Below are 26,292 nucleotides of genomic sequence, written 5' to 3' on the forward strand. Positions count from 1 at the left end.
CAACGAAATGAATACGACGGAAAACACGCCACCAGTACGCCTGCTGACCCCCGCCGAGCTGGCTGTCTGCATCAAGGTGTTCCGCGACGCCCGGCAATGGACTCAGGAGCAGTTGGCCGTGATCGCCGGGCTCAACGTGCGAACCGTTCAGCGCGTCGAGCGAGGCTGGCCGGCCGACGCCGACACCTGCCGGGCGCTGGCCAGCGCGTTCGATTTCCTGGACATCGACACGCTTAACAAGCCGTTCGCGATTCCACCAGAAGACGAACTCAAGGCAGCGCAGGAACAGTTCAACCTCGAGCACGTCACCTTCGCGGCGATTCGGCTGACCACGGGTAAGCAGTTGGCGGAGCTGGCGCAGACCAGCACAATGGACATGTCGGAGCTGGCCTTCGAAATGGGCGGCGAAGCGGACAAACGCTTCGCCGCACTGATGGAATATTTCCGCAACTACCGCGATGCCCTGGACGCCTATACCGAAGCAGAGAAGCGCGAGGCGTCGGACACGATGCAAGCCAACATCGATGTGCTCAAGACCCTTGGCGTTTCGCTCTGCTATGCCGAGCGCCAAGTGCTGCTGAAGGGAAGCTCGGACCCGGACAGGCCAATGCCAGCTAACGTCCTGTACGTGATCGGGTTTCCGCTCGGCAAGGAACCCAAGCTGTTCGCCACGCCAACTTCCGTTGATATCCGTCTGTAGGCTAAAGGGGGCGTTGTTGCATAAATCCGGGCGTCTTGTCGACCGTGATGGTGGACTCGATGGCATCCAGCTTGTGCCTGGCGGCCAGTTTCCGGCGGCCACCGTCCAGCACCCGGTCGACCACGGCAATCGCGGGCCGCGGCCAGGTTCGTTCGAGCAGTGGCAGCACGGCCTGGCCGATGCAGCCAAGGCCGACGATGACGATTTGTTCGATCACGCAGACCCTTCCGCCCGTAAGCGGCGACGGGCGCCCCGGGGGCGCGGCAAGGCGGCCGCGCCAGCGCAGGACTGCCCTCGCATCGCTTTATCAATTCTGATCAGAATCGCTCAGTCTAGCGAAGGCAATACTATCGCCGGGCGCCGCGGTTGCCAACTGCGGAGCGGGGGGGGACGTGACCTGCTGGTCAGCCGAACAGGCGCCAGGCCAGGCGCGCCGCCACGCGCGCGCCCTGGTGGTCGCGGTCGTACTGCGGGTTGTACTCGGCCAGGTCGGCCACGCGCAGCTTGCCGCTGCGGCGGGCAAGCAAGGCCACTTCCTCCACCACCGGCAACGGCACGCCGTAGGCGGCGGGTGCCGACACGCCCGGCATTACGGCCGCGGGAAGCGCGTCGAGGTCGATGGTCAGGTACAAGTGGTCCGTGGCATCGATGCGTGCCGCCAGTTCCGCGAGGCGCGATGCCAGGTGACGCTCCTGCATGTCCACGTCTTCCACGTAGCAGACACCCAGCGCATCGGCGCGGCCGAACAGCGCCGGCGTGTTGCTGAGGCGGCTGACGCCCAGGCAGATATAGTCGAACGGCTGCCCGCGCTCGGCGCAGGCATTGGCGATCTGGTCGAACGGCGTGCCGGAGCTGGCGGGCCGGCTGGTGCGCAGGTCGAAGTGGGCGTCGATATTGATGATCAGCACGCGTCCGCCATCGTCCTGCGCATCCAGGTGCGCGCGCAGGCCTTGCCACGTGCCCCAAGCCACTTCATGGCCGCCGCCCAGCACCAGCGGCAGCCCGCCGCGCGCCAGCACGCCGCGCACGGTGCCCGCCAGCGCCAGCTGGGCGGACTCCAGGTCGCCGTCGTCACAGCTGACATTGCCGGAGTCGTATAACGCGGCCAGCCCGTGCGCCGGCACGTTGGCCAGCGCCTGGCGGATGGCGTCGGGGCCGTGCGCGGCGCCGGGACGGCCCTGGTTGCGCAGCACGCCGGCGTCGCAATTGAAGCCGAGCAACACCGGCGCGCCGTTGAGGGGCGTCACGTCTGCCGCTTCCAGCGCATGCACGATGCGGAACAGGCGCGTGGTGTCGCCACGCTCACCGTCGTCGACGCGGCCCTGCCAGAGGTTCTGGGTCCCAGCCATCGTCACGCCCGCGTCAGCACGGCCTGCAGGAAGCCGCGCGTGCGTTCCTGCGTCGGCGCCGAGAAGATGACCGACGGCGGCCCGGCCTCGATGATGCCGCCACCATCCATGACGACGACCACATCGGCCACTTCGCGGGCGAAGCCCATTTCATGGGTGACCACGACCATGGTCATGCCTTCGGCGGCCAGCACCTTCATCACCTGCAGCACTTCGCCCACCAGCTCGGGGTCGAGCGCGGAGGTCGGCTCGTCGAACAGCATCACGCGCGGCTCCATGGCCAGCGCACGGGCAATGGCCACGCGCTGCTTCTGGCCGCCGGACAGGCTGGCGGGCATGGCGTGGGCCTTGTGCGCAAGGCCGACTTTCTCAAGCAGGCCCATCGCCTTGCGCTCGGCTTCCTCGCGCGAGGCGCCGCGCAACATGCGGGGACCGACCGTGACGTTGTGCAGCACCGACAGGTGCGGGAACAGGTTGAACGACTGGAACACCATGCCCACTTCGGTGCGCAGCTGGTTCAGCTCGTGCTCGCCGATCAGCTGGCCGTCGGTCACCAGGCGCTTGCCGACGATGTCGATGGTGCCGGCCTCGGGTTGTTCCAGGCCGTTGCAGCAGCGCAGGAAGGTGCTCTTGCCCGAGCCGCTGGGGCCGATCACAACCACGACCTGCGACGGCTCCACATCGAAGTCGATGCCGCGCAAGACGGTATGGCCGCCGAACGATTTGCCCAGGTTCCGGATCCGGATGATTGCGGAATCGCTCATTGCACCATGCCTCCCATGCGCAGCCGTTGTTCGGCGCGCCGCAGGATCAGCCCAGCCGCGCTCGTCAGGATCAGATAAACCAGCGCGATCGCCAGATAGACTTCCAGCGACCGGTACGACACGCTGATGATCTTCTGGCCCTCGTGCATCAGGTCGGCAATGGTCAGTAGCGACACCAGTGCCGAGTTCTTGATGAGGGCGATGAACTCGTTGCCCAGCGGCGGAATCATCCGCACGATGGCCTGCGGCAGGATCACCGCGCGCATGGCCTGGCCGGAAGACATGCCGATCGAGCGGGCGGCTTCCATCTGGCCCTTGTCCACGGACTGGATGGCGCCGCGCACGATCTCCGACACATACGCGCCGGAATAGATGCCCAGCCCGATCACGCCGCACACAAAGGCGGGCAGCAGGATGTTGAACTGCGGCAGCCCGAAGAACAGCAGGAACAGCTGCACGAGCAGCGGCGTGCCGCGGATGAAGGTCACGTAGGCCGTGCAGATGCTGTAGATGACGCGGCGATTCGGGTCCAGCCGGCCGATGCCGACCAAGAGGCCCATGACGCAGCCCAGCACCAGCGCGCAGGCCGTCACCTCCACGGTGATGACGGCGCCGTGGAGGATGTCATGCCAGCCGGCAAAGACAGGAGAAAAATCCAATTCCATGATGATGATCCGCGCGGCTTACTTGGCGGCCGTGCCGAACCATTTCTGGGTCAGCTTGGCATAGGTGCCATCGGCCTTTACCTTGGCGAGTGCGGCATTGAGGGCACGGGTCAGCTCGGGCGTGTCCTTGCGCACGGCCATGCCGTATTCCTCGGTGGTCAGCGGCTGCTCCACCATGCGCAGGCCGCCGCGCGTCTTGACGTATTGCATCGCGGCCGGCTTGCCGGTCACGGCGGCATCGGCGCGGCCGATCTCGACCAGGTTGAACATTTCCTGGTTCTTCTCGACTTCCACACGCTGCACCTGCGGGTACGTGTCACGCAGGAAGCTAACCGACTTGGTGCCCACCTGCACGCTGACCTTCTTGCCGTTCAGGTCGGCCGGGGCGTGGACGGTGGTGTTGCCGCTCTTGACCAGCGCCACCAGGCCGCCGGTGTAGTACGGCTCGGTGAAGTCCACCACCTTGCTGCGCTCGGGGGTGATGTAGATGCCGGACACTGCCATGTCGAAGCGGCGCGAGACCAGCCCCGGGATCAGGCCCTTGAAGTCGATGTCGGTCCATTCGACCCGCTTGCCCATTGTCTTGGCCATGGCCTCCACCAGCTCCACGTCAAAGCCGGTGCGCTTGCCGTTCTCGATAAATTCCATCGGCGGGAAGGTGGCGTCGGTGGCCACGCGCAGCACGGCATTGTCCTGCGCGTGCGCGGCGGTGCCGAGGGTCAGGGCGGTCAGGGTTGCCAGGCCGGCCATCAGGCATTTGCGACGAAGGTTCATGGAAGTCTCCTATTCTCGGGAACGAGGGATCTGCCGTCGCATGGGTGTGCCGACGGCGGCGGTAACGATTTGCTTGGTATTCAGTAAGACTGCAGCCGGGCGGAAATCCGCATCGCCGCTGCCACGGTCATGTCGATCAGCGCGGTCTCGCGCCCTTGCCGCCGCGTGGCCGGCACCATCAGCGTGATGGAGCCCAGCGCATAGGCCTTGCTGCGCCGCGAGAAGAGCGGCGCGCTCACGCCCCACACGCCCGGATCCACCTCGCCCTCACTGACGGCGTAGCCGGTCTCGCGAATGGCGGTCAGCTCGGCCAGCAGCCGTTCGGCTTCGCCTGGCTCGCACTGGGCCCGGACCAGGCGCTCGCGCGCTTCATCGCGCATGAATGCAAGCAGCGACTTGGCCGACGCACCGGCGCGCAGCGGCACGCCGCGGCCTTTCTCGAATGAGCAGCGCAGCGACTGGCGGCTCTCCACCATCTCCAGGCACACCGCGTGATCCTTGACGGCGACGACCAGGCCTACGCTTTCATCGGACTGCTGCGCCAGCAGCTGCATGTCGGGCAAGGCTTCGCGCGCCAGGTGCGAGGCCATGTCAAAGCCAAGCGCCAGTTGCAGGCTGATCGGGCCCGGCGCGTATTCGCCGTCGGACTCCAGCACAAAGCCCCAGCGCTTGAGCATCATCAGCTGCCGGTAGAGCGTGCTCTTGGGCAGGCCGGTCTTGGCAACCAGCTCGCGCACCGTGATTGGCGCGCCGTGCTGCGCCAGCGCCGCCAGCACGAACAGCACGCGATCGGCACCGCCCGCGGGCTGGCCGGGTTCGGCAGGCGTGGGTGTCGCGGGCTTCACGGCGGTGGGGTTGTCGACGGCATTCAACATAGGGCCCAAGAATAGGACCTGATTCCCAGAAATCAAAACCGAGAGTCCCGGAAAATGGGAATGAATGACTAGGGATAACCCTTGATGACTGGCAATTTAATCGGCCAAGTGCGTGGGGCGCCGCTGCGCCGCGATCAGTAGATGCCTGGCAGCATCCGCCAGGTCCGGTCGCAGTACGACGCGTACTCGTCGCCAAACTGGTCGCGCAGCAGCGCTTCTTCCGCCCGGATGCGCGCCAGCAGCACTGGCACCATCAGCAGCGTGAGCACCACGCCCACGCCGGAGCGGAACGCCAGTACCCATCCCAGCGAACTGACCAGGAAGCCGAGGTAGCTCGGATGCCGGATCACGCTATAAATCCCGGTGGTCACCAGCGTATGACCCGGCTGGATTGCCACCAGCCCGCTGAAGCGCCGCCCCAGCACAAACACCGGCCACAGCCGCAGCACGCCGCCGCCGGCAAACAGCGCCACGCCGATCCAGCGCATGGTGTCGCCATCGAGCGTCCAGAAGCCGATGCGGTCGGTAAAGGGCGGCAGGTACGCCGCCAGCAGCCCGAGCACGCCAAAGACTGCCAACACCCAGCGGTTGCCGCGGTCCTCGCGCATGCCGCTGCTGATGTTGCCGCCGGAGAAGAGTGCAGCGACGGACAGGGCGAACAGGACCAGGGTCAGGGCCACGCGCGCCGGGTGCGCGAAAAAGGGGGCGATGCCGCCCCAACCTGCGATGGCGATGGCCAGGTAGGCGAGCGTGCCGGCCAGGGTGGCAATCGCCATGCCGGGAGTCGGGCGCATGGGGAACCTCCGTTGAGACGGTGGATGCACAAGCGAAGGGTAAGCCTCAGGCGGCCCGGGTGTCGAGGGCGGCCGGGTCGTGATTAAATCTGCGTTTTGCGCCGGCGTATGCCGGGGCGCAGTGAACCGCTTTCGTCACACCACCATGCCCCTGATCGACATCAAGAACCTCCAGCAAGCCGCCCAAGACTTCGGCAAGGCCCGCAACTGGGGCAAGTACCACAGCCCCAAGAACCTCGCGATGGCGCTGAGCGTGGAGGTGTCGGAGTTGGTCGAGATCTTCCAGTGGCAGACCGATGCGGAATCGCGCGCCATCATGTCTACCGACGAGCGCGACCATGTGGAGCAGGAGCTTGCCGATATCACCATCTACCTGGCGCAACTGGTGACGGCGCTGGGCGTGGACCTGGACGCGGCGATCCGCGCCAAGATGGAGATGAACGCCAGGAAGTACCCGCTGCCGGAATGAGGCGCCCGGCGACGGCGTGAGCTCACGACAATGGCCGGCTTCCCGCCAGGACGCACAACAGCAGCACTCCGTTCAAAGCGAGCAGTCCGCTCACCACAAGCACGATGGGCGGCGCATCCCGTGTCCGCTCGCGCAGGCGGGTGACCCCCGGCAGCCACTCGCCGCGCGTACGCCGGGACCAGCAGGCGACGCCCGCGCTGCACATGCCCAGCCACGCCAGCGTGCCCAGCGATGTCCAACCGCGTGATTGCGGCGCCAGCGTCGGACGGATGGACGCCTGCTGGGGCGTCGGGCCGGAGGCTCTTTGGATCACGACAGGGGGCGCTTGCATCCCCGGTTCGGCTAATGGCTCTGCCGATGGCAGGGCTGGAGGCTGCTCCGCTACTGGTTGAGTTGCTGGAGGTGGCGCGACGGCTGGCCGCGAGGCCTCGACCGTGACCGCAGATTGCTTGTTCCTCGACGCCTCCCGCGCCCGCGCCGCCGGCAGCGTTGGTTGCGGCGCGGCAGCCTGCGGCGGTTTCTTGCCTGGCTGCCGGCGCCAGCTGGCAAAGACCCTATCCAGGCATTTCACCGACGTGCACGCGTCCCGGCGCTCCCGCCAGGCGGCGATGTCCCTCCCATGGATCGCACCGGCGCGCAGCCGGCGCTGCTGGTCCGCATGGATGCGCTCGTGTTCGCGCTGGAGCATCGCGTGATCGCAGATCAGGTCGGCGGCGTGCGGCACTGACTGCAGGCAGGACGTGCCGGCGGCGAGCGGATCGTCGCAGCGGGAAGGACGCAGCGTGGTCTTGCAGGCTATATCCGACGCCTGCGCACTGGCAGCCAGCAGAAGACCGAACGCAATGCACGCGGCCAGACGGCCCGAAAGCCTTGTCATCCTGTCGCCCCGTGATAGTGGGGATCGTCCGGCGCTGAAGCGGGCGCCGATGGACTTCTATTCTGGTACGGCGCCATCCATCTACGGTTCGCTATCCCACAGAACCGTGCAGCAAACTTTGGGCGCGGCCTCGGATGCGTGGCCGAGGCCACAGATCCGGAAGACCGCGGCTATACCTTCTTGCCTTCCCCATCGTCCCCCGCGTGCGCAGGGGCGACATGCCAGATCGATGGCCAGGCACTCACCGTGCTGGTCAAGCGCGTCGGCGCTGCAGCGCCGACGGGATCGACCGCACAGCCGCCTGCCGCCGCGAACGCGCCGACACGCGCCGCGGAGCCGCCGAAGCCAACTGAGATGCCGCCTGCCGCGGTGCCAGGCTACCCGCGCTGCGGCAGCGCCATGATCCAACGCATCGCCAAACAGGGCGCGAACGCTGGCAATCCGTTTTGGGGCTGCGCCACGTTCCCCAAATGCCGCGGCGTGCGTGGCCTCTGACTCTCCCTGGTTCGGACAACGGCAGTCTGCTGTTGTACCCGTTTGTCAGATCGCGACCAGGCTCACAACCCAACCTGCCACATAGAGCCCCAGCCCGAACACCGCATGCGTCACCAGGCTATGCGCCCGTGCCACATTTGGCCGTGGCGTGCGGCTCGCGGCGATGCCGGCACCCATCGCCGGCTGCATCAGCAGGAACGGTGCCGCCACACTGCCGATGCCGACGTTCAACGCGGGTGCCAGCGTCGGATGACGCGCCCAGTCGAGTCCCCATAGCCCCAGCAGGATGGCCGCGAACACGATGCCGGTCAGGTAATGCGCGATCCAGCCGATCCCGCGCTCGCCGCGCACCGGTGGCGATGCCGCGATGGGATGGTGGCAAAGGCGTCCTCGCGGCAGCCACGCGAGCCAGCGGCCTACCAGTCCATAGTCCAGCGCAGGAACGCCCAGCAGCCGCTTGCGCAGGATGGCCCAGGCGTCCATCACCAGCGTTGCGCCAGTGCCGATCACGACCGCATTGAGCAGGAGCGCCATCGCTGTATCAGGCATGGGCAGTCTTCCCGGCCGTCAGTGATGAAGCCGAAGCCCGGGCGGTGATCATCCAGCAGGCAGCGGTGTAGCGCACGGTTGCGCCATGAACGTAAGGCTCGAATGCTGCGCGGACGGTTTCGATGACGCTGGCGCGTGCGCTTGCATCAGCCTCGCGCAGGGCCAGGCCGACGGGACCCAGGCGGGACAGGTAGTCCACCAGCGCAGGCTCCGGCAGCGTGCAGACGAGGTCGATCGGCTGGATATTGATCCCGGTCCAGCCGCCCTCTTCCAGGATGGCCTGCACGCGCTGGCGGTCGCCGAAGGCGAACTGCCCCGGCGCACCCGGCTGCCGCGGCGGCAGGTTGGACAGCAGCGGCGCTGCCGCGCGCTCGGCGGTGGTCATGAACGGATTCTCTGCGGCGCTGCGCCAGGCGATGCATTGGAGCGTGGCATCCGGTGTTGCGGCCTGGTGCAGGTTGGCAAAGGCCCGGACCGGATCGCTGAAGAACATCACGCCCAGGCGCGACACGATGCTGTCGAAGCTTGCTGGCGCGAAGGCGTAATCCTGCGCGTCGGCGCGAATAAAGCTGGCGGTCGAGCCGTCCTGTTGCGCGCGTGCTCGTGCAGCGGCGAGCATCGGCTCGGAAATATCGATGCCGGTGCATCTGCCCTGCGCGCCGAGCTTACGCGCCAGCGCGATCGTAGTGCTGCCGGTGCCGCAGCCGACATCGAGCACATGCTGTGCCGAGGTCTTGCCGACCGCATCGACAAGCAGGCTTTCCAGCGGCCGGAGCATGTCGTCGAGCACCGCCTGCTCCGCGACCCAGGCATGGCCAGACGGGCCGTTCCACAGTGCGGCCTGGTCGCCGCCGTTGATGCTGGTCTGTTGTTGCTCACCCATGGTCATATCCCCTTGCACGCCGTACTGGCTTGGAAGCTACACTGTGCCAGTTCAAGTGGACTTGAGGTCAAGCGGTGACAAGCCTGGATATTGCGGAAGTGGCCCGGCACGCAGGCGTGCCGGCCTCGACGCTGCGGTACTACGAGGAAAAGGGGCTGATCGCTTCCATCGGCCGGCGCGGGATGCGGCGCGTGTTCGATGCCGGCGTGCTGGAGCGGCTGGCGCTGATTGCACTGGGGCGTGCCGCCGGTTTCTCGCTGGATGACATCGCGCAGATGTTCTCGCCACAGGGCCAGCCGAACATCGACCGGCAGGTGCTGGCGGCCAAGGCGGATGAGCTGGACCGGACCATCCGCAAGCTGACGGCGATGCGCGACGGGCTGCGGCATGCGGCGGTTTGCCCGGCGCCAAGCCATATGGAGTGCCCGACGTTCCAGCGGATTCTGCGCGCGGCGGCGTCGGGGGCGATTGGTGGGCGGCGGGATCACGCCTCGGGGCCTCCCGGTGGCCCCCATTAGGTGTCGAAAGATCCTCGTGCTGGGCGTATGCGGAGATTGCATTGATATTCCCCGCGGAATTTGCGGTGAATAATTGGCGCATACGGAGATAGCTGCCATAATCTCCGCATGAAACGCGGAGAATGGCTCTATATCTGGCAATCGCCTGACTGGCCACAATTCCACTACGACCTGGCAGCGCTGGCTCGGCCGCTGGCTGATGTGACACGCGCCCAGGGCATGCTCCTGGGCCGCCTTGCCGATGTAGGAATGGCCTTGCGGGGCGAGGCCAGCCTGACCGCGCTGACCGAGGACGTCGTCAAGACCAGCGAGATCGAGGGCGAACGGCTCAATGCCGATTCAGTTCGGTCTTCGCTTGCGCGCCGGCTGGGCGTGGACATCGGCGCGCTGGCAGCGGTGGACCGGCATGTGGAAGGCGTCGTGGAGATGGTGCTGGATGCAACCGGCCGCTGCAACGAGCCACTCAGCAAGGAAAGGTTGTTCGGTTGGCACGGGGCGCTATTTCCTACGGGGTATAGCGGCATGTCGCAGCTACGTGTCGCGGCATGGCGCGACGATGCCAAGGGGGCGATGCAGGTCGTGTCCGGCCCCTACGGGCGCCAGCGCGTCCATTTTGAAGCGCCGCCGGCAGACAGGCTTGAGCCAGAGGTCGCGCGATTTCTCGATTGGGCCAACACCGACCAGGCAGATGCGCCAGTACTGAAGGCCGGCCTGGCGCATCTGTGGTTCGTTACGCTGCATCCGTTCGACGACGGCAATGGCCGTATCGCACGGGCAATCGGTGACTTGCTGTTGTCCCGGGCAGACGGTAGCCCTCAGCGGTTCTATAGCCTGTCCGCGCAGATCCAACGCGAACGCAAGGACTACTACGACATCCTGGAGCGTACGCAGCAGGGCTCGCTGGACGTCACCGAATGGCTCGCCTGGTTCCTTGATGAGCTGTTGCGGGCCGTACAGAATGCACAGCACACGCTGGACGCGGTCCTGGCCAAAGCGCGCTTCTGGCAGCGCTGGGGCGCGACGCCACTGAACGAGCGACAGACGAAACTGCTGAACCGGCTGCTCGATGGCTTCGATGGCAAGCTCACGTCCAGCAAGTGGGCTGCGATTGCCAAGTGCTCGCCGGACACAGCGCTGCGGGATATAAATGAGTTGGTGGCGCTGGGGGCGCTGCGAAAGTCTGGCGCTGGCGGGCGTAGCACGTCATACGAACTGACTGATTGGAGCCTGTCAGATTTCTTGTGTGTTGAGGTCATGAGACGATATCGAAAGAAACGCCCTTATGACCGAAACAAAAAGCATGACCAAGAAGAGCAAGAAATCGAGCGCGCCGAAGCTGTTTCCGGATGAGTTGATCGATCAACTACTGGCTCAGGTACAGAACAAGGACGCCGAGTCGATTCTCGGTGAATCAGGCTTGGCCGGCCTGCTCAAGAAGCAGTTGGCCGAGCGTATGCTTGCCGCCGAACTGACGCACCATCTGGCCAGCGAGGCCAAGCAAGGCAAGAGCGGCAATCACCGCAACGGCAGCAGTGCAAAGACCGTCATCACGCCCAACGGCGAGCTGGAACTGGACATTCCGCGCGACCGGCAAGCCACCTTCGAGCCGCAACTGGTCGCCAAGTACCAACGCCGGCTGTCCGGCTTCGACGACCACGTAATCAGCATGTATGCACGCGGGATGAGCGTGCGTGAGATTCAGGGCCATTTGCAGGAACTGTATGGGCTGCAGGTCTCGCCCGACCTGATTTCCACCATCACCGACGAAGTGCTGGCCGAGGTCGAACAATGGCAGCAGCGCCCGCTGGAGGCGATGTACCCCATTGTCTACTTCGACGCGCTGCGCCTGAAGATCCGCGACGAAGGCACCGTCAGGAACAAGGCGGTGTACCTCGCGCTGGGCATCCGCGCCGATGGGCGCAAGGAAGTCCTCGGCCTGTGGATCGAGCAGACCGAAGGCGCCAAGTTCTGGCTCAAGGTCTTCAACGAACTGAAGAACCGCGGCCTGGAGGACATCCTGATCGCCGTGGTCGATGGCCTGCGCGGCTTCCCCCAGGCCATCGAGGCCGTCTACCCGGCCGCGCAAATCCAGACCTGCATCGTCCACCTGATCCGCAACTCGCTCAACCTGGCGAGCTGGAAGGATCGCAAGGGCCTGGCGGCCGCACTCAAGCCGATTTACCAGGCTGCCACGGCCGATGCCGCTGCCACTGCGCTGGATGCCTTTGCCGGCAGCGACTGGGGCCGCAAATTCCCGACGGTGGCCGACATGTGGCGGCGGCAATGGGAGCAGGTCATCCCGTTCTTCGCCTATCCGCCGGAAGTGCGCAGAATCATCTACACCACTAATGCCATCGAGAGCATGCACATGCAGTTGCGCAAGATCGTCAAGAACCGGGGCCACTTCCCCAGCGACGAAGCCGCCAGCAAGCTGCTGTACCTGGCCTTGCGCAACATCGAGAAAGATTGGAAGATGCCGCCCATCACCTGGAAACAAGCGGCCAACCAGTTCGCCATTCTCTTCGGTGACCGCTTCACCAACGCCCTACGCTGAGATTTAATTAACCGACCTCAGCACACAGAATTCCTGACACCTCCACTGATTGATATCGATTATCAAAGCCTGACCTGCTCGAAGCGCCCTTTGCCAGAAAAGTTGTATGCCACCTTATTCGGCTATTGCTCGGCAGCCAGCCGCTCTCGCTCCCGAAGCTGTTCCCCGGAAGACCAATCTCACCCCAACCTGAACTGCCCCACCGCCCCCGCCAGGCTCCCGGCCTGCGTCTGCAGCGCCGCCGCAGCAGCCGTGGATTGCTCAACCAGCGCCGCATTCTGCTGCACCATCTGATCCAGCTGGCTCACTGCCATATTCACCTCTTGAATACCGCGGGTCTGTTCCATGGCTGCGTGAGTGATCTCGGAAATAATGCCGGTCACCTTGGAGACGTTGCTGACGATCTCGCTCATGGTGTCGCCGGCGCGGCGGACCTGGCCGGAGCCGGAGCTGACGCTGTCCACGGTGGATTCGATCAGGGTCTTGATTTCCTTGGCGGCCTGGGCGCTGCGCTGGGCCAGGGCGCGCACTTCGCCCGCCACGACGGCGAAGCCGCGGCCCTGGTCGCCGGCGCGGGCGGCTTCCACCGCGGCATTGAGCGCCAGCATATTGGTCTGGAAGGCGATGCCTTCGATCACGCCGATGATGTCGGAGACCCTGACCGAGGCGTTTTCGATCTGGCCCATGGTGGTGATCACCTCGCCGATCACGACGCCGCCGTCGGCGGCCACGCGCGAGGCAGCGGTGACGGATTCGTTGGCGTGCTGGGCAGAGCTGGCAGACTGGCTGACGGTGGCGGTGATTTCTTCCATCGAGGCCGCGGTCTGCTGCAGGCTGGCGGCGGCGGATTCGGTGCGGCGCGACAGGTCCGCGTTGCCGGCGGCGATCTCGTCGGAGGCGGCGCGCACGGATTCGCTGGCGTCGCGGATCTGGCGCATGATGGTGCAGAGCTTGTCGGCAAAGGTGTTAAAGGCGCGCGCGATCTGCGCGACTTCGTCGTTGCCGTCGGCGGGCAGGCGCTGGGTCAGGTCGCCGTCGCCGGAGCCGATGGCGTCCATGGCATCGCGCACGGTTGACAGGCCGCGCAGCGACATCGTTGCCACGCCCCAGACTACGGCGGCGGCCACGCCTGCGATCAGTACCAGTGCGATCACCGATGCGATCAGCACTGAGCGCATGCCGGCGGTGGCCTCGGCCTTGTCCAGGGCGACGATGACCATCCAGTCGGTGCCGGGGATGGCGCGCGCGCCGAGCAGCTTGGCGCTGCCGCCGACTTCGACTTCCAGCGGCGTCCTTGCGCCGGCCAGTGCGGCGAGCTTGTCGGCGTTTAGCACGGGCACGAGTTCGGTCACCGGCTTGAGGGTGAGCTTGTCTTCGGTGTGGGCGACGATGTCGCCGTTCCTGGCCACCAGCATGCCGAAGCTTGCCGGCGTGGGGCGGATCGCCTTGACGTTGGCGATCACGGTGTCCATTGCCACATCGCCGGACACCACGGCCTTGACCTCGCCATCGCGGATCACGGGCGTGGCAAATGTCACCACCAGCTTGCCGGTGCTGGCAGCGACATAGGGCGGCGTAACCACCGGCTTGCCGGCTGCTGCGGCCTGCTTGGTACCAGGGCCGGGCGGTCGGGTCGTAGCCGGGCGGGACGCCCTTCGGGTCGGAGAATCTGGAGGTCTTGTCGGCATAACCGACGTAGACCTTGGTGAAGCCGCCGGCGGCGGCCACCTGCTTGAGCGCAGCATCGGGTTCGGGCTGCAGCACGGTATCCTGCAGCGAGTGGATCATCTGGCTGTGCGAGGCCACCCAGTCGACAATGGCGCTGGTGTGGCCGCTCTGCACGGCCGCCAGGCTGCTGTCGATGGCGTCTTCGTTATGGCGGTTGGCGACGAACTGGTTCAGCGCCGTATTGATGGCGAGCGCGGCGATGACGATGGCCACGCACAGGGCCACGATCCGCGCACGGATGGTAATGAACGTCAGGGGAGATCCTTCGTAGGGAATCGTTGGGGGGCGTTTTATGTGTGGGATTTCCATCCCGCTGTATACGGAGCGGGTGCGCCCGACTTTGAGGCAGGCAGGCGAAATCCCGTCGAATGCGATCAGGTTGACGACACAACGCGCCAATTTGGTGCGCGATAGTGCGCTTGCGCGGCTCGGGAATGCACTGGTGGATCTGAAATTCGTAACGTGAATGCACGCAGGAGGGGGTTCGGCGTGATCAGACGCCTCATCCGATGCGTTGCAATACAAGCGGCGTTGCAATGCAGCGGTGATTGCCGATGCGGGCGTTCATGAGTGTGATGGCAGTCGCAGCAGAACGCTTGCCGCGTCGCATCCGACGGCGGCTTGGGCGAGAGTACATCTGTCGTCAAGCCTTGCTGATCAGTCATGCAGACAAGCTAACGACTTTTTCACAACGTATTACAAAGATTTACAGCCGTTATGCGATTAGCAACATATCCTCCGATCAACTCACAAATAAACCAAACGGAGAGCCTATCGTGTCAGTCCTTTCTTTGACTTCCGCGCCGATGCGCGTGCTCGCTCTGAGCGGTGCCCTGGCGCTGGCCGCCTGCGGTGGTGGTGGCGGCGATGATGGCGGCGGGCAGGGGACGCTCAAGGTCTCGATGACCGATGCGCCGGCCTGTGGCTTCAACAATGTCTTCGTGACCGTCAACAAGGTGCGCGTGCACAGCAGCGCCAGCGCCGAGGCGAGCGCCGGGGGCTGGGTCGATATCGACGTCGTGCCCGCGCGCAAGATCGACTTGTTGTCGCTGACCAACGGCGTGCTGACGGTGCTGGGCCAGACCGCACTGCCTGCCGGCAATTACCAGCAGGTGCGCCTGGTGCTCGATGCCAACCGTGGTGGCGGCGCCGGTGCGCTGGCCAACTCGGTGGTGCCCGTCGGCGGCACTGAGCAGGCGCTGGACACGCCCAGCGCGGTCCAGTCGGGCATCAAGATCAACCGGCCGTTCACCGTGGCAAAGGATACGTTGACCGACCTGGTGCTGGACTTTGACGCGTGCAAGTCGGTGGTCACGCGCGGCAATGGCACCTTTGGCCTGAAGCCGGTGGTGACGGCGATCCCGACGATCGTCAGCGGTGAAGTGAACGGCGTGGTCAGCGGGGCACCGGGTGCGCGCGTGTATGCCGAGCGCAACGGCGTGGTGGTGAAGGCGACGGTGGCGGACGCCAACGGCAACTTCAAGCTGTCGCCGATCGAGCAGAGCAGCACGGCCGGCCCGGTTGACGTGGTGGTGGTGCCGGGCTCTGCCAATGGCAAGGCGGCGGGCATTGTGCGCGGCGTGCCAGTGGTGGTGGGCACGCCCACGGCGATCTCGACCGCGGCGGCGCCGATGTCGCTGCCGGCGTCGACCTATCGCCGGGTTTCGGGTACGGTCACGCCGGCTTCGGCCGAAGCGACCCTGCGCGCGCTGCAACTGGTCAGTGGCGGCAATTTCGAGATTGCGGCGACGGCTGCCGCCAGCGATACCGGCGCCTACAGCATGTTTGCAACCGAACCGGCACTGCCGGTGGCCGCGCCGCTGATCGGCACCTACCAGGCCGCGCTGCCGATTCCGCTGCAAGCGGACGGCGCCGCCGCGGGCAAGTACAGCGTGCAGGCCACCAGCGCCACGGGTACGGTGCAGACCAAGCCGGCGGACGTGAACGTCGCCGACGCCGTGGTGAATTTCTCGTTCTGATTCCGGGGGACCGGGAACGAAGCCGGAAGAGGGCCTGGCCCTCTTCCGGCTTTTTTTGTTGGCCAGGGGCCCGGTTGCGCCGCCACCGTCTGGCGCAGTTTCCCGCTAGACTGCCAGTCTCGCGTTTCGGGAGATCGCGCCATGGCAGCACGCACCGCGGCGAAGGCCGCATCCAAGCCTGCAGCAACGTCTGAGGCCACATCCAGGGCCAGGTCACGCAAGGCCTCCACGTCCGCCGAGCCGGTGCGGGTTGGCATCGGTGGCTGGAATTTCGCCCCGTGGCGCGACAACTTCTATCCCGCCGGCTTGGCACAGGCACGTGAGCTGGCCTATGCCAGCCGCCACCTCAGCGCGATTGAAATCAACAGCACCTACCACGGCACGCAGAAGCGCACCTCGTTCGCCAAATGGCGCGACGAGACGCCGGATGATTTCGTGTTCGCGGTGAAGGCCTCGCGCTTTGCCACCAACCGGCGCGTGCTGGCCGAGTCCGGTGAATCGATCGAACGCTTTATCGACAGCGGCATTGCCGAGCTTGGCCGCAAGCTGGGTCCGGTGGTGTGGCAGTTCGCGCCGACCAAGCAGTTCGATGCGGAAGACTTCGAGGCCTTCCTGCAACTGCTGCCGGACTCGGTGGAAGGGGTGAAGCTGCGCCACGTGCTGGAGGTGCGGCACGACAGCTTCCAGGCGCCGGACTACCTCAAGCTCGCGCGCAAATACAAGGCCGCCACGGTCTTTACCGATTCGCCCAAGTTTCCGTCGATGGCGGATCTCACGGCAGACTTTGTCTATGCTCGGCTGATGGCCAGCAGCGAGAAGCTGAAGGCCGGCTACGCGCCCAAGGACCTGGATGCGTGGGCTGAACGGGTGCGCACGTGGGCGCAGGGCCACCAGCCAGCCGACCTGCCGACGGTGGAAGACCGCAAGCCCGCCGCGCGCAAGCGCGAAGTCTTTGTCTTCTTTATCAACGGCGCCAAGGAACGCGCGCCGGCCGCGGCGCAGGCGCTGCTGGAGCGGCTGGACTGGACGCCGCCGGCCGATGACTGACGGATCGACATCCCTGGATCGCTATAATCGCGCATGAACTCGACCCCCGCCCAGCCGCAAGCCGGCACCGCTTTTTCCACCCTGCCGCTGTCGCCCACCATGCTCGCCACGCTGGCGCAGCTTGGCTATGACGAAATGACGCCGATTCAGGCGGCCAGCCTGCCGATCACATTGGCGGGCCAGGACCTGGTGGCGCAGGCGAAGACCGGCAGCGGCAAGACCGCCGCCTTCGGGCTGGCGCTGCTGCACCGGCTCGATCCGCGCCGCTTCGACGTACAGGCGATGGTGCTTTGCCCCACGCGCGAACTGGCCGACCAGGTCACGCAGGAAATCCGCCGCCTGGCGCGCGCCGAAGAGAACATCAAGGTGCTGACGCTGTGCGGCGGCTCGCCGATGCGCCCGCAGGTCGACAGCCTGATTCATGGGGCACATATCGTGGTGGGCACGCCCGGACGCATCCTGGATCACATCGACCGCGGCAGCCTGGACCTGTCCGGCATCAACACGCTGGTGCTGGACGAGGCCGACCGCATGCTCGACATGGGCTTCTTCGACGACATCGCCTATGTGGCCAGCCGTTGCCCGAAGGACCGGCAGACGCTGCTGTTCTCTGCCACGTATCCGCCCGGCATCGACAAGCTCAGCCACCGCTTCCTGCGCAACCCGCAGTCGGTCAAGCTGGAGGCTACGCATGACAACAGCACCATCCGCCAGCGCTTCTATGAAGTCGAGGAAGGCGAGCGCCTGAACGCAGTGGGGCGCCTGCTGGACCACTTCCGGCCGGTCAGCACGCTGGCGTTCTGCAATACCAAGGCGCGCTGCCGGGAGCTGGTGGAACTGCTGCGCGCGCAGGGCTACCAGGCGCTGGCGCTGCACGGCGAGCTGGAGCAGCGCGAGCGCGACCAGGTGCTGGTGCAGTTTGCCAACCGCAGCTGCTCGGTGCTGGTGGCCACCGACGTGGCCGCGCGCGGGCTGGATATCGCGCAGCTCGAGGCGGTGATCAATGTCGAGATCACGCCCGATCCTGAAGTCCACGTGCACCGCATCGGCCGCACTGGCCGCGCCGACCAGGAAGGCTGGGCCTTCAGCCTGGTCAGCATGGACGAGATGGGCCGCGTGGGCAATCTGGAGCAGCACCACGGCGGCGAATTCGAATGGCACCCGCTGGCCGACCTGAGGCCCGCCAGCAACGAACGCCTGCTGCCGCCGATGGTGACCTTGCAGATGCTGGGCGGCCGCAAGGAGAAGATCCGCCCCGGCGATATCCTGGGCGCGCTGACCGGTGATGCCGGCTTCACCAAGGAGCAGATCGGCAAGATCAATGTGCTGGAGATGTCGACCTATATCGCGGTGGAGCGCAGCATCGGGCGCGAGGCGGTGAAGCGGCTCAATGCCGGCAAGGTCAAGGGCAAGAAGGTGAAGGTGCGGATGCTGACGGAGTGAAAGACGGGCCCCATGCGGGGCCCGTTCTGCTTTTACCCCACGACCACCACATACCCCTCCTGCGGCGCGCCGCTACCCGCCGCCAGACGCGCGATCCGTGCCTGCGCGGCTTCGAACCCCCGTTCCTCCACCAGCGCCAGCCAGCGATTGGCCGGATCGCGCGCATGGTCGATAAAGCGGCGCTGCGCCGCGTTGAAGCGCCGGTTCACTTCCTGCGGTCCCCAGTCGGCATTGCGCTTGCGGATCTGCACCGGCGCGAAATAGAACTCGGGCCTGGGCCCGGGCAGGTGCAGGTCGCGCAGGAAGCCGGTGTTCTGCGCCGAGCCCGCAAAGCAGTCGTACACCAGGCTGTCACCGAAATGCGCATGCACGCGCGCGCGCAGCGATTCATCGCCGGAGAAATCGATGTAGAGCGTTGGCACGTCGGCCGGCATGGACGACAGCTCGTCATAGGTGACGGTGCTGTCGTAGCACCCCAGGCCTTCGACAAAGCCGCGGTTGCGCGCCGAGGTCAGGCCCGCCAGCGTGATGCCGTCGAAGTCGCGCAGGCAGAAGGCGGTGCCGTACGCCGTCTTGCTCGACGCGCTCGACACCACCAGCCGTTGCGCACCGAAGAAATGATTGTCCTGCAGGAAGTCGGCCAGCATGAACGAAGTGATGAACAGCGGCCGGTACAGCATCTGGTAGTGCTCCAGTTCCGGCGCATAAGCGGCGTCGTTCTGCACGCGGGTGTACTGATTGTAGGCCGAGGTCAGCTTTGCGCGGTGCTCGGCGGCATCGTAGAAGCCGCGTGCGGTCACGCGCTCGGGTTGCATGCGGAGATGGCTGGCGATGGGGAAATAACCGTAGAAGCGCTCGCCGGCCGCGATGCCGTCAACGCCGGACGCCACCACATCGGCAAAACCCCACACCGGCATATGCCCCCACTGTGGCTGGCCGGTGGGGAAGAACTCCCAGTACTGCATGGCTTCGCCGAAGGCGGCGTAGGTGATGTTGTTGGTGGTCAGGGCAAAGCGGTCCAGGCGCAGCAGCACTTCGCCGGGCGCGGCGCTGGCGGGTTCGTGGGCGGCTTCCAGCCGGCTTTCGTTTAGGGCATCCTTGCGGCTGAACAGCCGCGTGATGGCAAGGGTCGGTTCAGTTGCTGCCATGTCTTCTCCTGGTTCGCGGCCCGTCCGTCCGGCGTGCAATGTTCGCCATGACTTCCGTGAGGCCGATGCCAAGAATCTATCGCCGCGCCAACGCCGCTGGGTTCGGAAATGAAGCGCCCGCCGCCGGCGACCTGAAACGGCCCGCCACGCCGCGCAGCAAGCCGCTCAAGCGCCCTTCGCAGCAGCGCGCGCACTTCACCGTCAACGCCATCTACGACGCCTTTGTTCGGATCTGGCGCCGCGATGGCTGGGACGGCGTGACCACGCGCGCGGTGGCGCTGGAGGCGGGGTTCTCGGTGGGCACGCTGTACGAGTACTTTCCCAGCAAGGAAGCGCTGGCGTCGGGCTATGTGCGCCACACGGTCGAGAGCATGCTGACGCGCATCGACACCGAGGTTACGCAGCGAACCGATGCCGACTGGCGCACCCGCGTGCGGCGGCTGGTCGCCATCGCCTGCGGTGCGGACGACGAGGCCACGGGCATCGTCTTCGATGCCGACATCATCGGGCTGGAGCCGCGCATCGCCGAGCCCAAGCACCACCGGCGCGTGTTCGAAGAGTTCTGCGAGGCCTGGCGCCGGGCGCTGTGCGCTTGTCCCGACTTGCCTACGGCCCCGGATGCCGCGAAGGTGCAGGCACTGGTGCTGGCGGTCTGGGGGGCGCGCCGCTATCGGCTGCTGCTTCAGGGCGCGGCGCTGCAGCCGGCGCAATGGGTGGCCGAGATGCAGGCGCTGTGCCTGGCGGCACTGGACGGAAAAGAGACCGATGCACAACTTTGACCAGACGCCTGCCATGCGGGCGTCACAACCTTGCTTACAAAGATTCGCGTAAGTCACCCTGTAACGGCGGGCGTTACTTTGCTACTCTGATTGCATTGGCGCCCAAGCAGGCACCGCCAGCCGCATTGCATTGTCGACCGAAAAGGAGTTGGTGATGAAAACCGCACGCCAGGTTCTGGAGTCCAAGCCGAGTCAGGCCATTTACAGCGTCCCGCCCACGGCGACCGTCTATGCCGCGCTGCAGCTGATGGCGGAGAAAGGCATCGGCGCGCTGCTGGTGATCGAGCATGGCGCGATCCAGGGGATCGTGAGCGAGCGCGACTACGCGCGCAAGGTGATCCTGATGCAGCGCACCTCGCGCGAGACGCTGGTGCGCGACATCATGACCAACGCGGTGATCTACGTCGGCGCCAGCCAGACCACCGACGAATGCATGGCATTGATGACCCGGCACCGGCTGCGCCACCTGCCGGTGATGGAGGGCGAGGAGCTGATCGGCATGCTGTCGATCGGCGACCTGGTGAAGGACATCATCTCCGAGCAGCAGTTCATCATCGAGCAGCTGGAGCATTACATCACTGGCGGCGGGCGTTAGGCCTGTCGTGTTCGGGGGCCAGGTCGCACGGGATGCGCCCGCCCCGTCCACTAGCCCAGCGTGCCGAACTTCACCCCGTGCGCCGCCAGGTAGCGCCGGTACGCACCTGCCAGCTTGTCCGCCGGCTGCGGCACCTCCACGCCGGTGCGCAACGGCAGGCGGCGCGGCTGCTGCGATTCCACGATCGGCTTGTCCTGCAGGAAGATGGTGTCCTGGAATTCGCGCAGGCTGGCGTCGTCATCCTCCGTCACCAGTGACATCACGAACCACACGCGGCTCGATTCCTCGTCCCGCGGGCCGATAAACAGCGCGATGGCGCCGCGATGGTTGTCGCCAAGGTCGGGCATCTTGGTCAGGATCGCGGCATAGGGCGCGACCACGCGGTATTCATACTCGACCATGGCTCCGCCGGCGGCGCTGGCGTGCGCGCGCGGCTGCCAGGCGCGGCAGCCGATTGCGCGCAGCGCGTCGGGCTTGCGCGCATCGTCGATGGCTTCCACTTCATAGGGCGGCACTTCGGTGTGCGCCGGGTCGCCCAGGTAGCCGTCGTGGACATAGCCGAAGTGCGCCATGTCGAGGAAGTTCTCCACCAGCCGTGGTGCCGAGGTGGCAACGTCGTAGGGGCCGCAGACCACGTGGCGGCATTCGGCGTCGTCGTACTCGGGGAAGGGCGGCAGTTCGGGCACGGCCTCGGTGCCGTCGCCGCCAAGACGCACCCATAACACCCCGTAGCCCTCGCGCACCGCGTGCGTGGTGGCGCAGGCGCGCGGGGCGGGCACCAGTTCCGGGTGGGCGGGATAGCGCGTGCAGCGCCCGCCGGATGCAAAGCGCCAGCCGTGATAGCCGCAATGCAGCAGGCCGTCGCGCACGGCGCCCAGCGTGAAAGCCGCGCCGCGGTGCGGGCAGCGGTCATCCCAGGCGTGCCAGCCGTCGGCGTTGCGCCACAGCACCAGCGCGCGGCCAAAGAGCCGGGCTGGGAAGGGGCCGTCACCGCGGGCCTGTTCGATCGCCAGCACGGGGTGCCACTGGCCCAGTTCGGGCCCGGCCGCATCGGGGGCCTGACCTGTTGCTTGTCGTGGGGTCTCGGTCATGACGAAATCTTACCTTCGATAGCGGTGATGTGATCTTGCATCGACTGTGGTGCCCTGATCGTGTCGCGCAAGTGACGTTTCAATCGCCCTGCGTCGCAAGCACGATATTTGCTGGCCGCATATAATTATGCGTTCGCTGAATTAGGCCTCCCGCGATGGCGCCACGCCCCTCTCACGCGGTTCCTGGCCGATATTCCCTGCATTTGACGTTGCTTTCACCGCACACCGCTGCGGTCTCGTGCCTGCCCATGTCTTCCCCCTCTTCTGCCGCATCCGCCCGGGACACCACGCCGGCCCTGCCCGCCCACGACCATCGCGCCGTGATGCGGGTGATCGGCGGCATCGTGCTGTGCATCCTGCTGGCCGCGCTCGACCAGACCGTGGTGATCCCGGCGGTGCCGGCGATCGCCAATGACCTGAACGGCTTCAGCCACCTGTCGTGGATCGTGACGGCGTACCTGATCGTGTCGACGGTGACCACGCCGCTGTACGGCAAGCTGTCGGACAGTTTTGGCCGGCGGCGCCTGCTGATGGTGGCGATCACGCTGTTTATCGGCGCCTCGGTGGCATGCGCGCTGGCGCAGACGCTGGGCCAGCTGATCCTGTTCCGCGCGCTGCAGGGCGTGGGCGGCGGCGGCCTGATGTCGCTGGCGCAGGCGGCCATTGCCGATGTGGTGGCGCCGCGCCAGCGCGGGCGTTACCAGGGCTACCTGGCCACGGTGTGGGCGGTGGCGTCGATCGCCGGGCCGCTGGTGGGCGGCTGGGTCTCTGACCATATGTCGTGGCGCTGGCTGTTCTGGGTCAACGTGCCGCTGGGCCTGCTGGCGATGTTGATGTGCTACCGCGGGCTGGCCATGCTGCCGCCGCGTGGCGGGCGTGCGCGCGTGGACTGGCCGGGGGCGCTGCTGCTGGCGGTGGCCATCGTCGCCTTCCTGCTGGCGATGAGCTGGGGCGGCGACGTCTACGACTGGCTCTCGCCAGAGCTGGGCGCCCTGCTCCTGGCCGCCGTGGCCGCCGTGGTCCTGCTGACCTGGCAGGAGCGCCGCGCCGCGGACCCGATGCTGCCGCCGCGCCTGTTTGCCAACCGTGCCTATGTGATGGGCGTGGCCGCCTCGGCGCTGGCCGCGCTCGATATCTTCCTGTGCATCTTTGCCCTGCCCCTGCACTTCCAGCTGGTGCGTGGCGCCGATGCATCGACCTCCGGCCTGCTGGTGATGCCGTTCCTGCTGGCCACCGTGGCGGGCAACTTTATCGTCGCGTGGTTGGCGCCCCGCGTGGGCCGCATGCGCGGCATCCTGACGGGCGGCTATATCGCTGCCGCGCTGGGGCTGATCGTGCTGGCGCTGGTGACCCCCGCGATGCCGTTGGCCGTGGTGCTGGCGGCGATGACGCTGGCCGGCGTGGGCCTGGGCATGACCATGGTGTCGACGCTGATCAGTGTGCAGAACGTGCTCGAGCGCCGCGATACCGGCGCCGGCACCGGCGCGCTGCTGGTGCTGCGCTCCCTAGGCAGTGCGATCGGTGGGGCGCTGGCTGGTACGCTGCTGACGCTGGAATTCCGCCATGCGCTGGCGGCATCGGGGGTCACGCAGGCGCTGGACCTGGGCGCGCTGCGCCACGGCAGCGAGGCCTTTGCGCAACTGTCGCCGTCCGTGCGCGCGGTGCTGGCGGGCGGCGTAGAGTCGGGCTTCCACCTGATCTTTGCCGCGGGCGCGGCGGCGGCGGTGCTGGCACTGCTGATCGTGCGCCGCATGCCGGACCTGGAGCTGCGCGGCAGCGTCACCGAACACGCCGCCACGCTGGCGATGGATTGAGCCGGCCTGCCGGAAAGCCGCTACCGGCGTAGACTATGGCGTACCCGATACAGCGAGCCGCCTTCCGGAGCCTCATCGCCATGACTCGTCGTTTCCCCTCGTCCGCCACACTCCGACAACTGCGCCCGGCCGCCCTCGCCGGCGCGCTGGTGCTGGCCGCAGCCGGCGCCGCGCTATTGCCGCACCCTGCCCGCGCCGCCGACAAGCCGGCCGCCGCGCCTGCACCGCAGGCAACAGGCGCCTGCCCGGCGTCGCTCAACTTCAAGTTCCCGCGCCTGCAGGATGAAGCCCCGCAAAACCTCTGCCAGTACGCGGGCAAGGTCGTGCTGGTGGTCAACACCGCCAGCTACTGCGGCTTCACGCCCCAGTACGAAGGGCTGGAGGCGCTCTACAGCAAGTACCGTGACCGCGGCCTGGTCGTGCTGGGCTTCCCGTCGAACGATTTCTCGCAGGAGCCCGGCTCGGAGAAGCAGATCGCGGACTTCTGCTACAACACCTACGGCGTCAAGTTCCCGATGCTGGGCAAGTCGCACGTGCGCGGCAGCGAGGCCAACCCGATGTACGCGCTGCTGGCGAAGGAAACCGGCACCGCGCCCAAGTGGAACTTCTACAAATACCTGATCGGTCGCAACGGCCAGGTGGTGGGCAGCTACAACAGCAAGACCACGCCTGACGACAAGCAGTTCGTCGCCATGATCGAAGAACTGCTGGCCAGCCCGCGCTGACGCGCGCGACGCCCGGCCGGGGTGTACACCCCTGACGACAGTCCGGCCGCTGGGGGGCGCGTGTTCCCTCCCCCATTGATTTGCATCAAGTTTGCAACGGGATTCGCTGAGTAACGTCGCCGCTTGCGACGAGCGGAGCGAGGCAATGGGAATCACGTTGTACGACGGGGACGGGCACACCTGCCTGATGTTCACCGACCTGGTCGAGGAAGCGCATGGCGAAGCGGTGCAGACCAACCAGTTCCTGGTCGTCGACCACGGGCATGGCGCGCTGATCGATCCCGGCGGGCAGATGACCTACAGCGAGCTGTATCTCACCATCAGCCGCTACTTTCCGCCCAAGCAACTCGACTACGTGCTGGCTTCGCATGCCGATCCGGACATCGTCGCATCGGTCGGACGCTGGCTGACGGGCTCTGACTGCCGCATCTTGATTTCCAGCGTGTGGGCGCGCTTCCTGCCGCATTTCTGCCAGGCCGGCAAGACGGCAGGGCGCATCGTGACGATTCCCGATGCGGGCATGCATATCCCGCTCGGGCACAGCTCCCTGGTCGCGGTGCCAGCGCACTTCCTGCATTCCGAAGGCAATTTCCAGTTCTACGATCCGATCAGCAAGATCCTGTTCTCGGGCGATCTCGGCGCGGCCATGACAGGCGCCAAAACGGCCGGCACCACGGTGACGGATTTCGATGCGCATACTCGCCTGATGCTGCCGTTCCACCAGCGCTACATGAGCGGCAGCCGCGCGTGCCGGCTGTGGGCAGCCATGGCGCGGTCGATGGATATCGAATGGATCGTGCCGCAGCACGGGCCGTCGTTTCGCGGCAAGCACATGGTGGCGCGCTTTATTGACTGGATCGACGCGCTGGCGTGCGGGCTGGACCTGCTGACGCAGGACCACTATCGCGTGCCCGCACCCGCCATGCGCTGATCAGTCGCGCACGAGCCCTTCGGCGCGCATGGCTTCCTGCACCGCCGGCCGCGCGGCGATGCGCGACAGGTAGTCCTGTAGAGTGGGGTATGCCGTCAGCGGCATCATCAGCATGCGGGCCCAGCCTAGGATGGTGAAGCAGTAGGCGTCGGCCACAGTAAAGGTGTCGCCGGTCAGGTACTGGCGGCCCTGCAGGTGCTTGTCGAGCTCAGCAAAGCGCAGTTGCAGCTTGGCCTTGCAGGCCTCTACCGTGCTCTGCGCGGTTTCCTTGTGCCACAGCCACGGGCTGAAGACCTTGTGCAGTTCCGTTGAGACCAGCGTGATCCAGCCGGTGGCTTCCAGCCGCTCGCGCGTGCCCGCGGCGGGCAGCAGCGCGCGTTCGGGCACCAGGTCGGCGATGTATTGCAGCAGCGATGCCGCTTCGGTATGGCGCGAGCCGTCGTCGAGCTGCAGCAGCGGCACGTAGCCGCGCGGGTTGATGGTGTAGTAGTCGTCGGTGCCGTTTTCAGGCACGGCCAGCTTGTGGTGGAGCAGGTCGACTTTGGCCAGCGTGACCGGCAGGCCGGCTTCGCGCAGGGCGATATGGACGGCCATCGAGCAGACGCCCGGAGTGTAGTAGAGCTTCATTGCGATCCTGTAGTGGTATGCCTGGCCGCCACGCCATGCGGCGGCCGTGCAGGCAGTCTAGGATCGCCCCCCTTATGCAGCAATGCGCGTCCTTGCGGACGCGCATTGCAGATTTGCAC

26 protein-coding genes and 1 pseudogene are annotated in these 26,292 nt (G+C 66.3%); 13 read left to right on the plus strand and 14 right to left on the minus strand.

Features of this window, described 5'->3' with window-relative positions:
• Window positions 1–7: 7 nt before the first annotated feature.
• The gene (locus KB879_RS00115) at window positions 8–700 is read left to right on the plus strand and encodes a helix-turn-helix domain-containing protein (RefSeq protein WP_211980493.1); all 693 of its coding nucleotides are present in this window, start codon (window positions 8–10) and stop codon (window positions 698–700) included.
• A 1-nt stretch (window position 701) separates the two neighbouring features.
• On the opposite strand, the gene KB879_RS00120 is transcribed toward KB879_RS00115, so the two are convergent.
• From KB879_RS00120 to KB879_RS00150, 7 genes are all read right to left on the minus strand, one after another.
• On the minus strand, window positions 702–917 hold the full coding sequence (locus tag KB879_RS00120) for a saccharopine dehydrogenase NADP-binding domain-containing protein (protein ID WP_249221227.1): 216 nt from the start codon (window positions 915–917) through the stop codon (window positions 702–704).
• Window positions 918–1,104: 187 nt separating this feature from the next.
• Complete coding sequence (gene hutG, locus KB879_RS00125) at window positions 1,105–2,049, minus strand: formimidoylglutamase (protein WP_211980494.1); 945 nt, start codon at window positions 2,047–2,049, stop codon at window positions 1,105–1,107.
• Between the two features lie 2 nt (window positions 2,050–2,051).
• Window positions 2,052–2,813, minus strand: coding sequence for an amino acid ABC transporter ATP-binding protein (locus KB879_RS00130; protein WP_013955141.1), 762 nt, complete (start codon window positions 2,811–2,813; stop codon window positions 2,052–2,054).
• On the minus strand, window positions 2,810–3,478 hold the full coding sequence (locus KB879_RS00135; protein ID WP_013955142.1) for an amino acid ABC transporter permease: 669 nt from the start codon (window positions 3,476–3,478) through the stop codon (window positions 2,810–2,812). The genes KB879_RS00130 and KB879_RS00135 overlap by 4 nt, the downstream gene beginning before the upstream one ends.
• 18 nt (window positions 3,479–3,496) lie before the next feature.
• Window positions 3,497–4,252 (minus strand): glutamine ABC transporter substrate-binding protein, encoded by a 756-nt coding sequence (locus tag KB879_RS00140; protein ID WP_013955143.1) that lies wholly within the window; start codon window positions 4,250–4,252, stop codon window positions 3,497–3,499.
• A gap of 80 nt (window positions 4,253–4,332) precedes the next feature.
• A complete protein-coding gene (locus tag KB879_RS00145; RefSeq protein ID WP_211982072.1) occupies window positions 4,333–5,127 on the minus strand; it encodes an IclR family transcriptional regulator in 795 nt (264 codons plus the stop codon).
• 134 nt (window positions 5,128–5,261) lie between these two features.
• A complete protein-coding gene (locus tag KB879_RS00150; protein WP_211980495.1) occupies window positions 5,262–5,921 on the minus strand; it encodes an isoprenylcysteine carboxylmethyltransferase family protein in 660 nt (219 codons plus the stop codon).
• Window positions 5,922–6,066: 145 nt separating this feature from the next.
• Between KB879_RS00150 and KB879_RS00155 the strand changes: the two genes are divergently transcribed.
• Window positions 6,067–6,390: a nucleotide pyrophosphohydrolase gene (locus KB879_RS00155; RefSeq protein ID WP_013955146.1), complete on the plus strand. Its 324-nt coding sequence runs from the start codon at window positions 6,067–6,069 to the stop codon at window positions 6,388–6,390.
• Between the two features lie 22 nt (window positions 6,391–6,412).
• Here KB879_RS00155 and KB879_RS00160 read toward each other — a convergent pair whose 3' ends face one another.
• The 3 genes from KB879_RS00160 to KB879_RS00170 all read right to left on the minus strand — a co-directional run bounded on the left by KB879_RS00160 (window position 6,413) and on the right by KB879_RS00170 (window position 9,194).
• Window positions 6,413–7,267, minus strand: a complete 855-nt coding sequence (locus KB879_RS00160) for a hypothetical protein (protein WP_211980496.1) — start codon at window positions 7,265–7,267, stop codon at window positions 6,413–6,415.
• 540 nt (window positions 7,268–7,807) lie between these two features.
• Entirely contained in the window at window positions 7,808–8,311 is a 504-nt protein-coding gene (locus KB879_RS00165; RefSeq protein ID WP_211980497.1) for a DUF2938 domain-containing protein, read from the minus strand.
• Window positions 8,304–9,194 (minus strand): class I SAM-dependent methyltransferase, encoded by an 891-nt coding sequence (locus KB879_RS00170; protein ID WP_211980498.1) that lies wholly within the window; start codon window positions 9,192–9,194, stop codon window positions 8,304–8,306. Before KB879_RS00170 ends, KB879_RS00165 begins: the two co-directional genes overlap by 8 nt.
• 74 nt (window positions 9,195–9,268) lie before the next feature.
• On the opposite strand from KB879_RS00170, the gene KB879_RS00175 reads away from it, so the two are divergent.
• The 3 genes from KB879_RS00175 (at window position 9,269) to KB879_RS00185 (ending at window position 12,266) form a co-directional block, all read left to right on the plus strand.
• A complete protein-coding gene (locus KB879_RS00175; protein WP_211980499.1) occupies window positions 9,269–9,712 on the plus strand; it encodes a helix-turn-helix domain-containing protein in 444 nt (147 codons plus the stop codon).
• Window positions 9,713–9,820: 108 nt separating this feature from the next.
• Window positions 9,821–11,062: a Fic family protein gene (locus tag KB879_RS00180; RefSeq protein ID WP_211980500.1), complete on the plus strand. Its 1,242-nt coding sequence runs from the start codon at window positions 9,821–9,823 to the stop codon at window positions 11,060–11,062.
• On the plus strand, window positions 11,013–12,266 hold the full coding sequence (locus tag KB879_RS00185; protein ID WP_211980211.1) for an IS256 family transposase: 1,254 nt from the start codon (window positions 11,013–11,015) through the stop codon (window positions 12,264–12,266). The genes KB879_RS00180 and KB879_RS00185 overlap by 50 nt, the downstream gene beginning before the upstream one ends.
• Before the next feature lie 179 nt (window positions 12,267–12,445).
• Here KB879_RS00185 and KB879_RS00190 read toward each other — a convergent pair.
• Window positions 12,446–14,303, minus strand: a pseudogene (locus KB879_RS00190) (methyl-accepting chemotaxis protein).
• A gap of 467 nt (window positions 14,304–14,770) precedes the next feature.
• On the opposite strand from KB879_RS00190, the gene KB879_RS00195 reads away from it, so the two are divergent.
• The 3 genes from KB879_RS00195 (at window position 14,771) to dbpA (ending at window position 18,463) form a co-directional block, all read left to right on the plus strand.
• Window positions 14,771–15,973: a DUF4382 domain-containing protein gene (locus KB879_RS00195; protein WP_371827383.1), complete on the plus strand. Its 1,203-nt coding sequence runs from the start codon at window positions 14,771–14,773 to the stop codon at window positions 15,971–15,973.
• A gap of 141 nt (window positions 15,974–16,114) precedes the next feature.
• Window positions 16,115–17,020 (plus strand): DUF72 domain-containing protein, encoded by a 906-nt coding sequence (locus KB879_RS00200; RefSeq protein WP_211980501.1) that lies wholly within the window; start codon window positions 16,115–16,117, stop codon window positions 17,018–17,020.
• Between the two features lie 33 nt (window positions 17,021–17,053).
• Window positions 17,054–18,463 carry an ATP-dependent RNA helicase DbpA gene (gene dbpA / locus KB879_RS00205; protein WP_013955154.1) on the plus strand — a complete coding sequence of 470 codons (1,410 nt, stop codon included), beginning with the start codon at window positions 17,054–17,056 and terminating at the stop codon, window positions 18,461–18,463.
• A 32-nt stretch (window positions 18,464–18,495) separates the two neighbouring features.
• On the opposite strand, the gene KB879_RS00210 is transcribed toward dbpA, so the two are convergent.
• Window positions 18,496–19,611: a DUF2855 family protein gene (locus KB879_RS00210; protein WP_211980502.1), complete on the minus strand. Its 1,116-nt coding sequence runs from the start codon at window positions 19,609–19,611 to the stop codon at window positions 18,496–18,498.
• Between the two features lie 65 nt (window positions 19,612–19,676).
• Between KB879_RS00210 and KB879_RS00215 the strand changes: the two genes are divergently transcribed.
• Together KB879_RS00215 and KB879_RS00220 are read left to right on the plus strand one after the other, a co-directional pair.
• The gene (locus KB879_RS00215) at window positions 19,677–20,390 is read left to right on the plus strand and encodes a TetR/AcrR family transcriptional regulator (protein WP_211980503.1); all 714 of its coding nucleotides are present in this window, start codon (window positions 19,677–19,679) and stop codon (window positions 20,388–20,390) included.
• A gap of 154 nt (window positions 20,391–20,544) precedes the next feature.
• Entirely contained in the window at window positions 20,545–20,985 is a 441-nt protein-coding gene (locus tag KB879_RS00220; protein ID WP_013955157.1) for a CBS domain-containing protein, read from the plus strand.
• 50 nt (window positions 20,986–21,035) lie between these two features.
• Here the strand turns inward: KB879_RS00220 and KB879_RS00225 are convergent, their stop codons facing one another.
• The gene (locus KB879_RS00225) at window positions 21,036–22,076 is read right to left on the minus strand and encodes an aromatic ring-hydroxylating dioxygenase subunit alpha (protein WP_211980504.1); all 1,041 of its coding nucleotides are present in this window, start codon (window positions 22,074–22,076) and stop codon (window positions 21,036–21,038) included.
• 248 nt (window positions 22,077–22,324) lie between these two features.
• Between KB879_RS00225 and KB879_RS00230 the strand changes: the two genes are divergently transcribed.
• The 3 genes from KB879_RS00230 (at window position 22,325) to KB879_RS00240 (ending at window position 25,546) form a co-directional block, all read left to right on the plus strand.
• On the plus strand, window positions 22,325–23,890 hold the full coding sequence (locus KB879_RS00230; RefSeq protein WP_249221228.1) for an MDR family MFS transporter: 1,566 nt from the start codon (window positions 22,325–22,327) through the stop codon (window positions 23,888–23,890).
• Window positions 23,891–23,970: 80 nt separating this feature from the next.
• Window positions 23,971–24,615, plus strand: coding sequence for a glutathione peroxidase (locus KB879_RS00235; protein WP_211980505.1), 645 nt, complete (start codon window positions 23,971–23,973; stop codon window positions 24,613–24,615).
• Window positions 24,616–24,760: 145 nt separating this feature from the next.
• Complete coding sequence (locus tag KB879_RS00240; RefSeq protein WP_211980506.1) at window positions 24,761–25,546, plus strand: MBL fold metallo-hydrolase; 786 nt, start codon at window positions 24,761–24,763, stop codon at window positions 25,544–25,546.
• On the opposite strand, the gene gstA is transcribed toward KB879_RS00240, so the two are convergent.
• The gene (gstA, locus tag KB879_RS00245; protein WP_013955162.1) at window positions 25,547–26,173 is read right to left on the minus strand and encodes a glutathione transferase GstA; all 627 of its coding nucleotides are present in this window, start codon (window positions 26,171–26,173) and stop codon (window positions 25,547–25,549) included. It abuts the gene before it with no gap.
• Window positions 26,174–26,292 lie beyond the last annotated feature (119 nt).

It is taken from the genome of Cupriavidus sp. KK10, assembly GCF_018223725.1.
GTDB classification, from domain to species: Bacteria; Pseudomonadota; Gammaproteobacteria; order Burkholderiales; family Burkholderiaceae; genus Cupriavidus; species Cupriavidus necator.

Coding starts and splice junctions, on each gene's coding strand:
- KB879_RS00115 (WP_211980493.1), top strand. CDS start 8: ATGAATACGACGGAAAACACGCCACCAGTACGCCTGCTGACCCCCGCC.
- hutG (WP_211980494.1), bottom strand. CDS start 2,049: ATGGCTGGGACCCAGAACCTCTGGCAGGGCCGCGTCGACGACGGTGAG.
- KB879_RS00130 (WP_013955141.1), bottom strand. CDS start 2,813: ATGAGCGATTCCGCAATCATCCGGATCCGGAACCTGGGCAAATCGTTC.
- KB879_RS00135 (WP_013955142.1), bottom strand. CDS start 3,478: ATGGAATTGGATTTTTCTCCTGTCTTTGCCGGCTGGCATGACATCCTC.
- KB879_RS00140 (WP_013955143.1), bottom strand. CDS start 4,252: ATGAACCTTCGTCGCAAATGCCTGATGGCCGGCCTGGCAACCCTGACC.
- KB879_RS00145 (WP_211982072.1), bottom strand. CDS start 5,127: ATGTTGAATGCCGTCGACAACCCCACCGCCGTGAAGCCCGCGACACCC.
- KB879_RS00150 (WP_211980495.1), bottom strand. CDS start 5,921: ATGCGCCCGACTCCCGGCATGGCGATTGCCACCCTGGCCGGCACGCTC.
- KB879_RS00155 (WP_013955146.1), top strand. CDS start 6,067: ATGCCCCTGATCGACATCAAGAACCTCCAGCAAGCCGCCCAAGACTTC.
- KB879_RS00160 (WP_211980496.1), bottom strand. CDS start 7,267: ATGACAAGGCTTTCGGGCCGTCTGGCCGCGTGCATTGCGTTCGGTCTT.
- KB879_RS00165 (WP_211980497.1), bottom strand. CDS start 8,311: ATGCCTGATACAGCGATGGCGCTCCTGCTCAATGCGGTCGTGATCGGC.
- KB879_RS00170 (WP_211980498.1), bottom strand. CDS start 9,194: ATGGGTGAGCAACAACAGACCAGCATCAACGGCGGCGACCAGGCCGCA.
- KB879_RS00180 (WP_211980500.1), top strand. CDS start 9,821: ATGAAACGCGGAGAATGGCTCTATATCTGGCAATCGCCTGACTGGCCA.
- KB879_RS00185 (WP_211980211.1), top strand. CDS start 11,013: ATGACCAAGAAGAGCAAGAAATCGAGCGCGCCGAAGCTGTTTCCGGAT.
- KB879_RS00200 (WP_211980501.1), top strand. CDS start 16,115: ATGGCAGCACGCACCGCGGCGAAGGCCGCATCCAAGCCTGCAGCAACG.
- dbpA (WP_013955154.1), top strand. CDS start 17,054: ATGAACTCGACCCCCGCCCAGCCGCAAGCCGGCACCGCTTTTTCCACC.
- KB879_RS00210 (WP_211980502.1), bottom strand. CDS start 19,611: ATGGCAGCAACTGAACCGACCCTTGCCATCACGCGGCTGTTCAGCCGC.
- KB879_RS00215 (WP_211980503.1), top strand. CDS start 19,677: ATGCCAAGAATCTATCGCCGCGCCAACGCCGCTGGGTTCGGAAATGAA.
- KB879_RS00220 (WP_013955157.1), top strand. CDS start 20,545: ATGAAAACCGCACGCCAGGTTCTGGAGTCCAAGCCGAGTCAGGCCATT.
- KB879_RS00225 (WP_211980504.1), bottom strand. CDS start 22,076: ATGACCGAGACCCCACGACAAGCAACAGGTCAGGCCCCCGATGCGGCC.
- KB879_RS00230 (WP_249221228.1), top strand. CDS start 22,325: ATGTCTTCCCCCTCTTCTGCCGCATCCGCCCGGGACACCACGCCGGCC.
- KB879_RS00235 (WP_211980505.1), top strand. CDS start 23,971: ATGACTCGTCGTTTCCCCTCGTCCGCCACACTCCGACAACTGCGCCCG.
- KB879_RS00240 (WP_211980506.1), top strand. CDS start 24,761: ATGGGAATCACGTTGTACGACGGGGACGGGCACACCTGCCTGATGTTC.
- gstA (WP_013955162.1), bottom strand. CDS start 26,173: ATGAAGCTCTACTACACTCCGGGCGTCTGCTCGATGGCCGTCCATATC.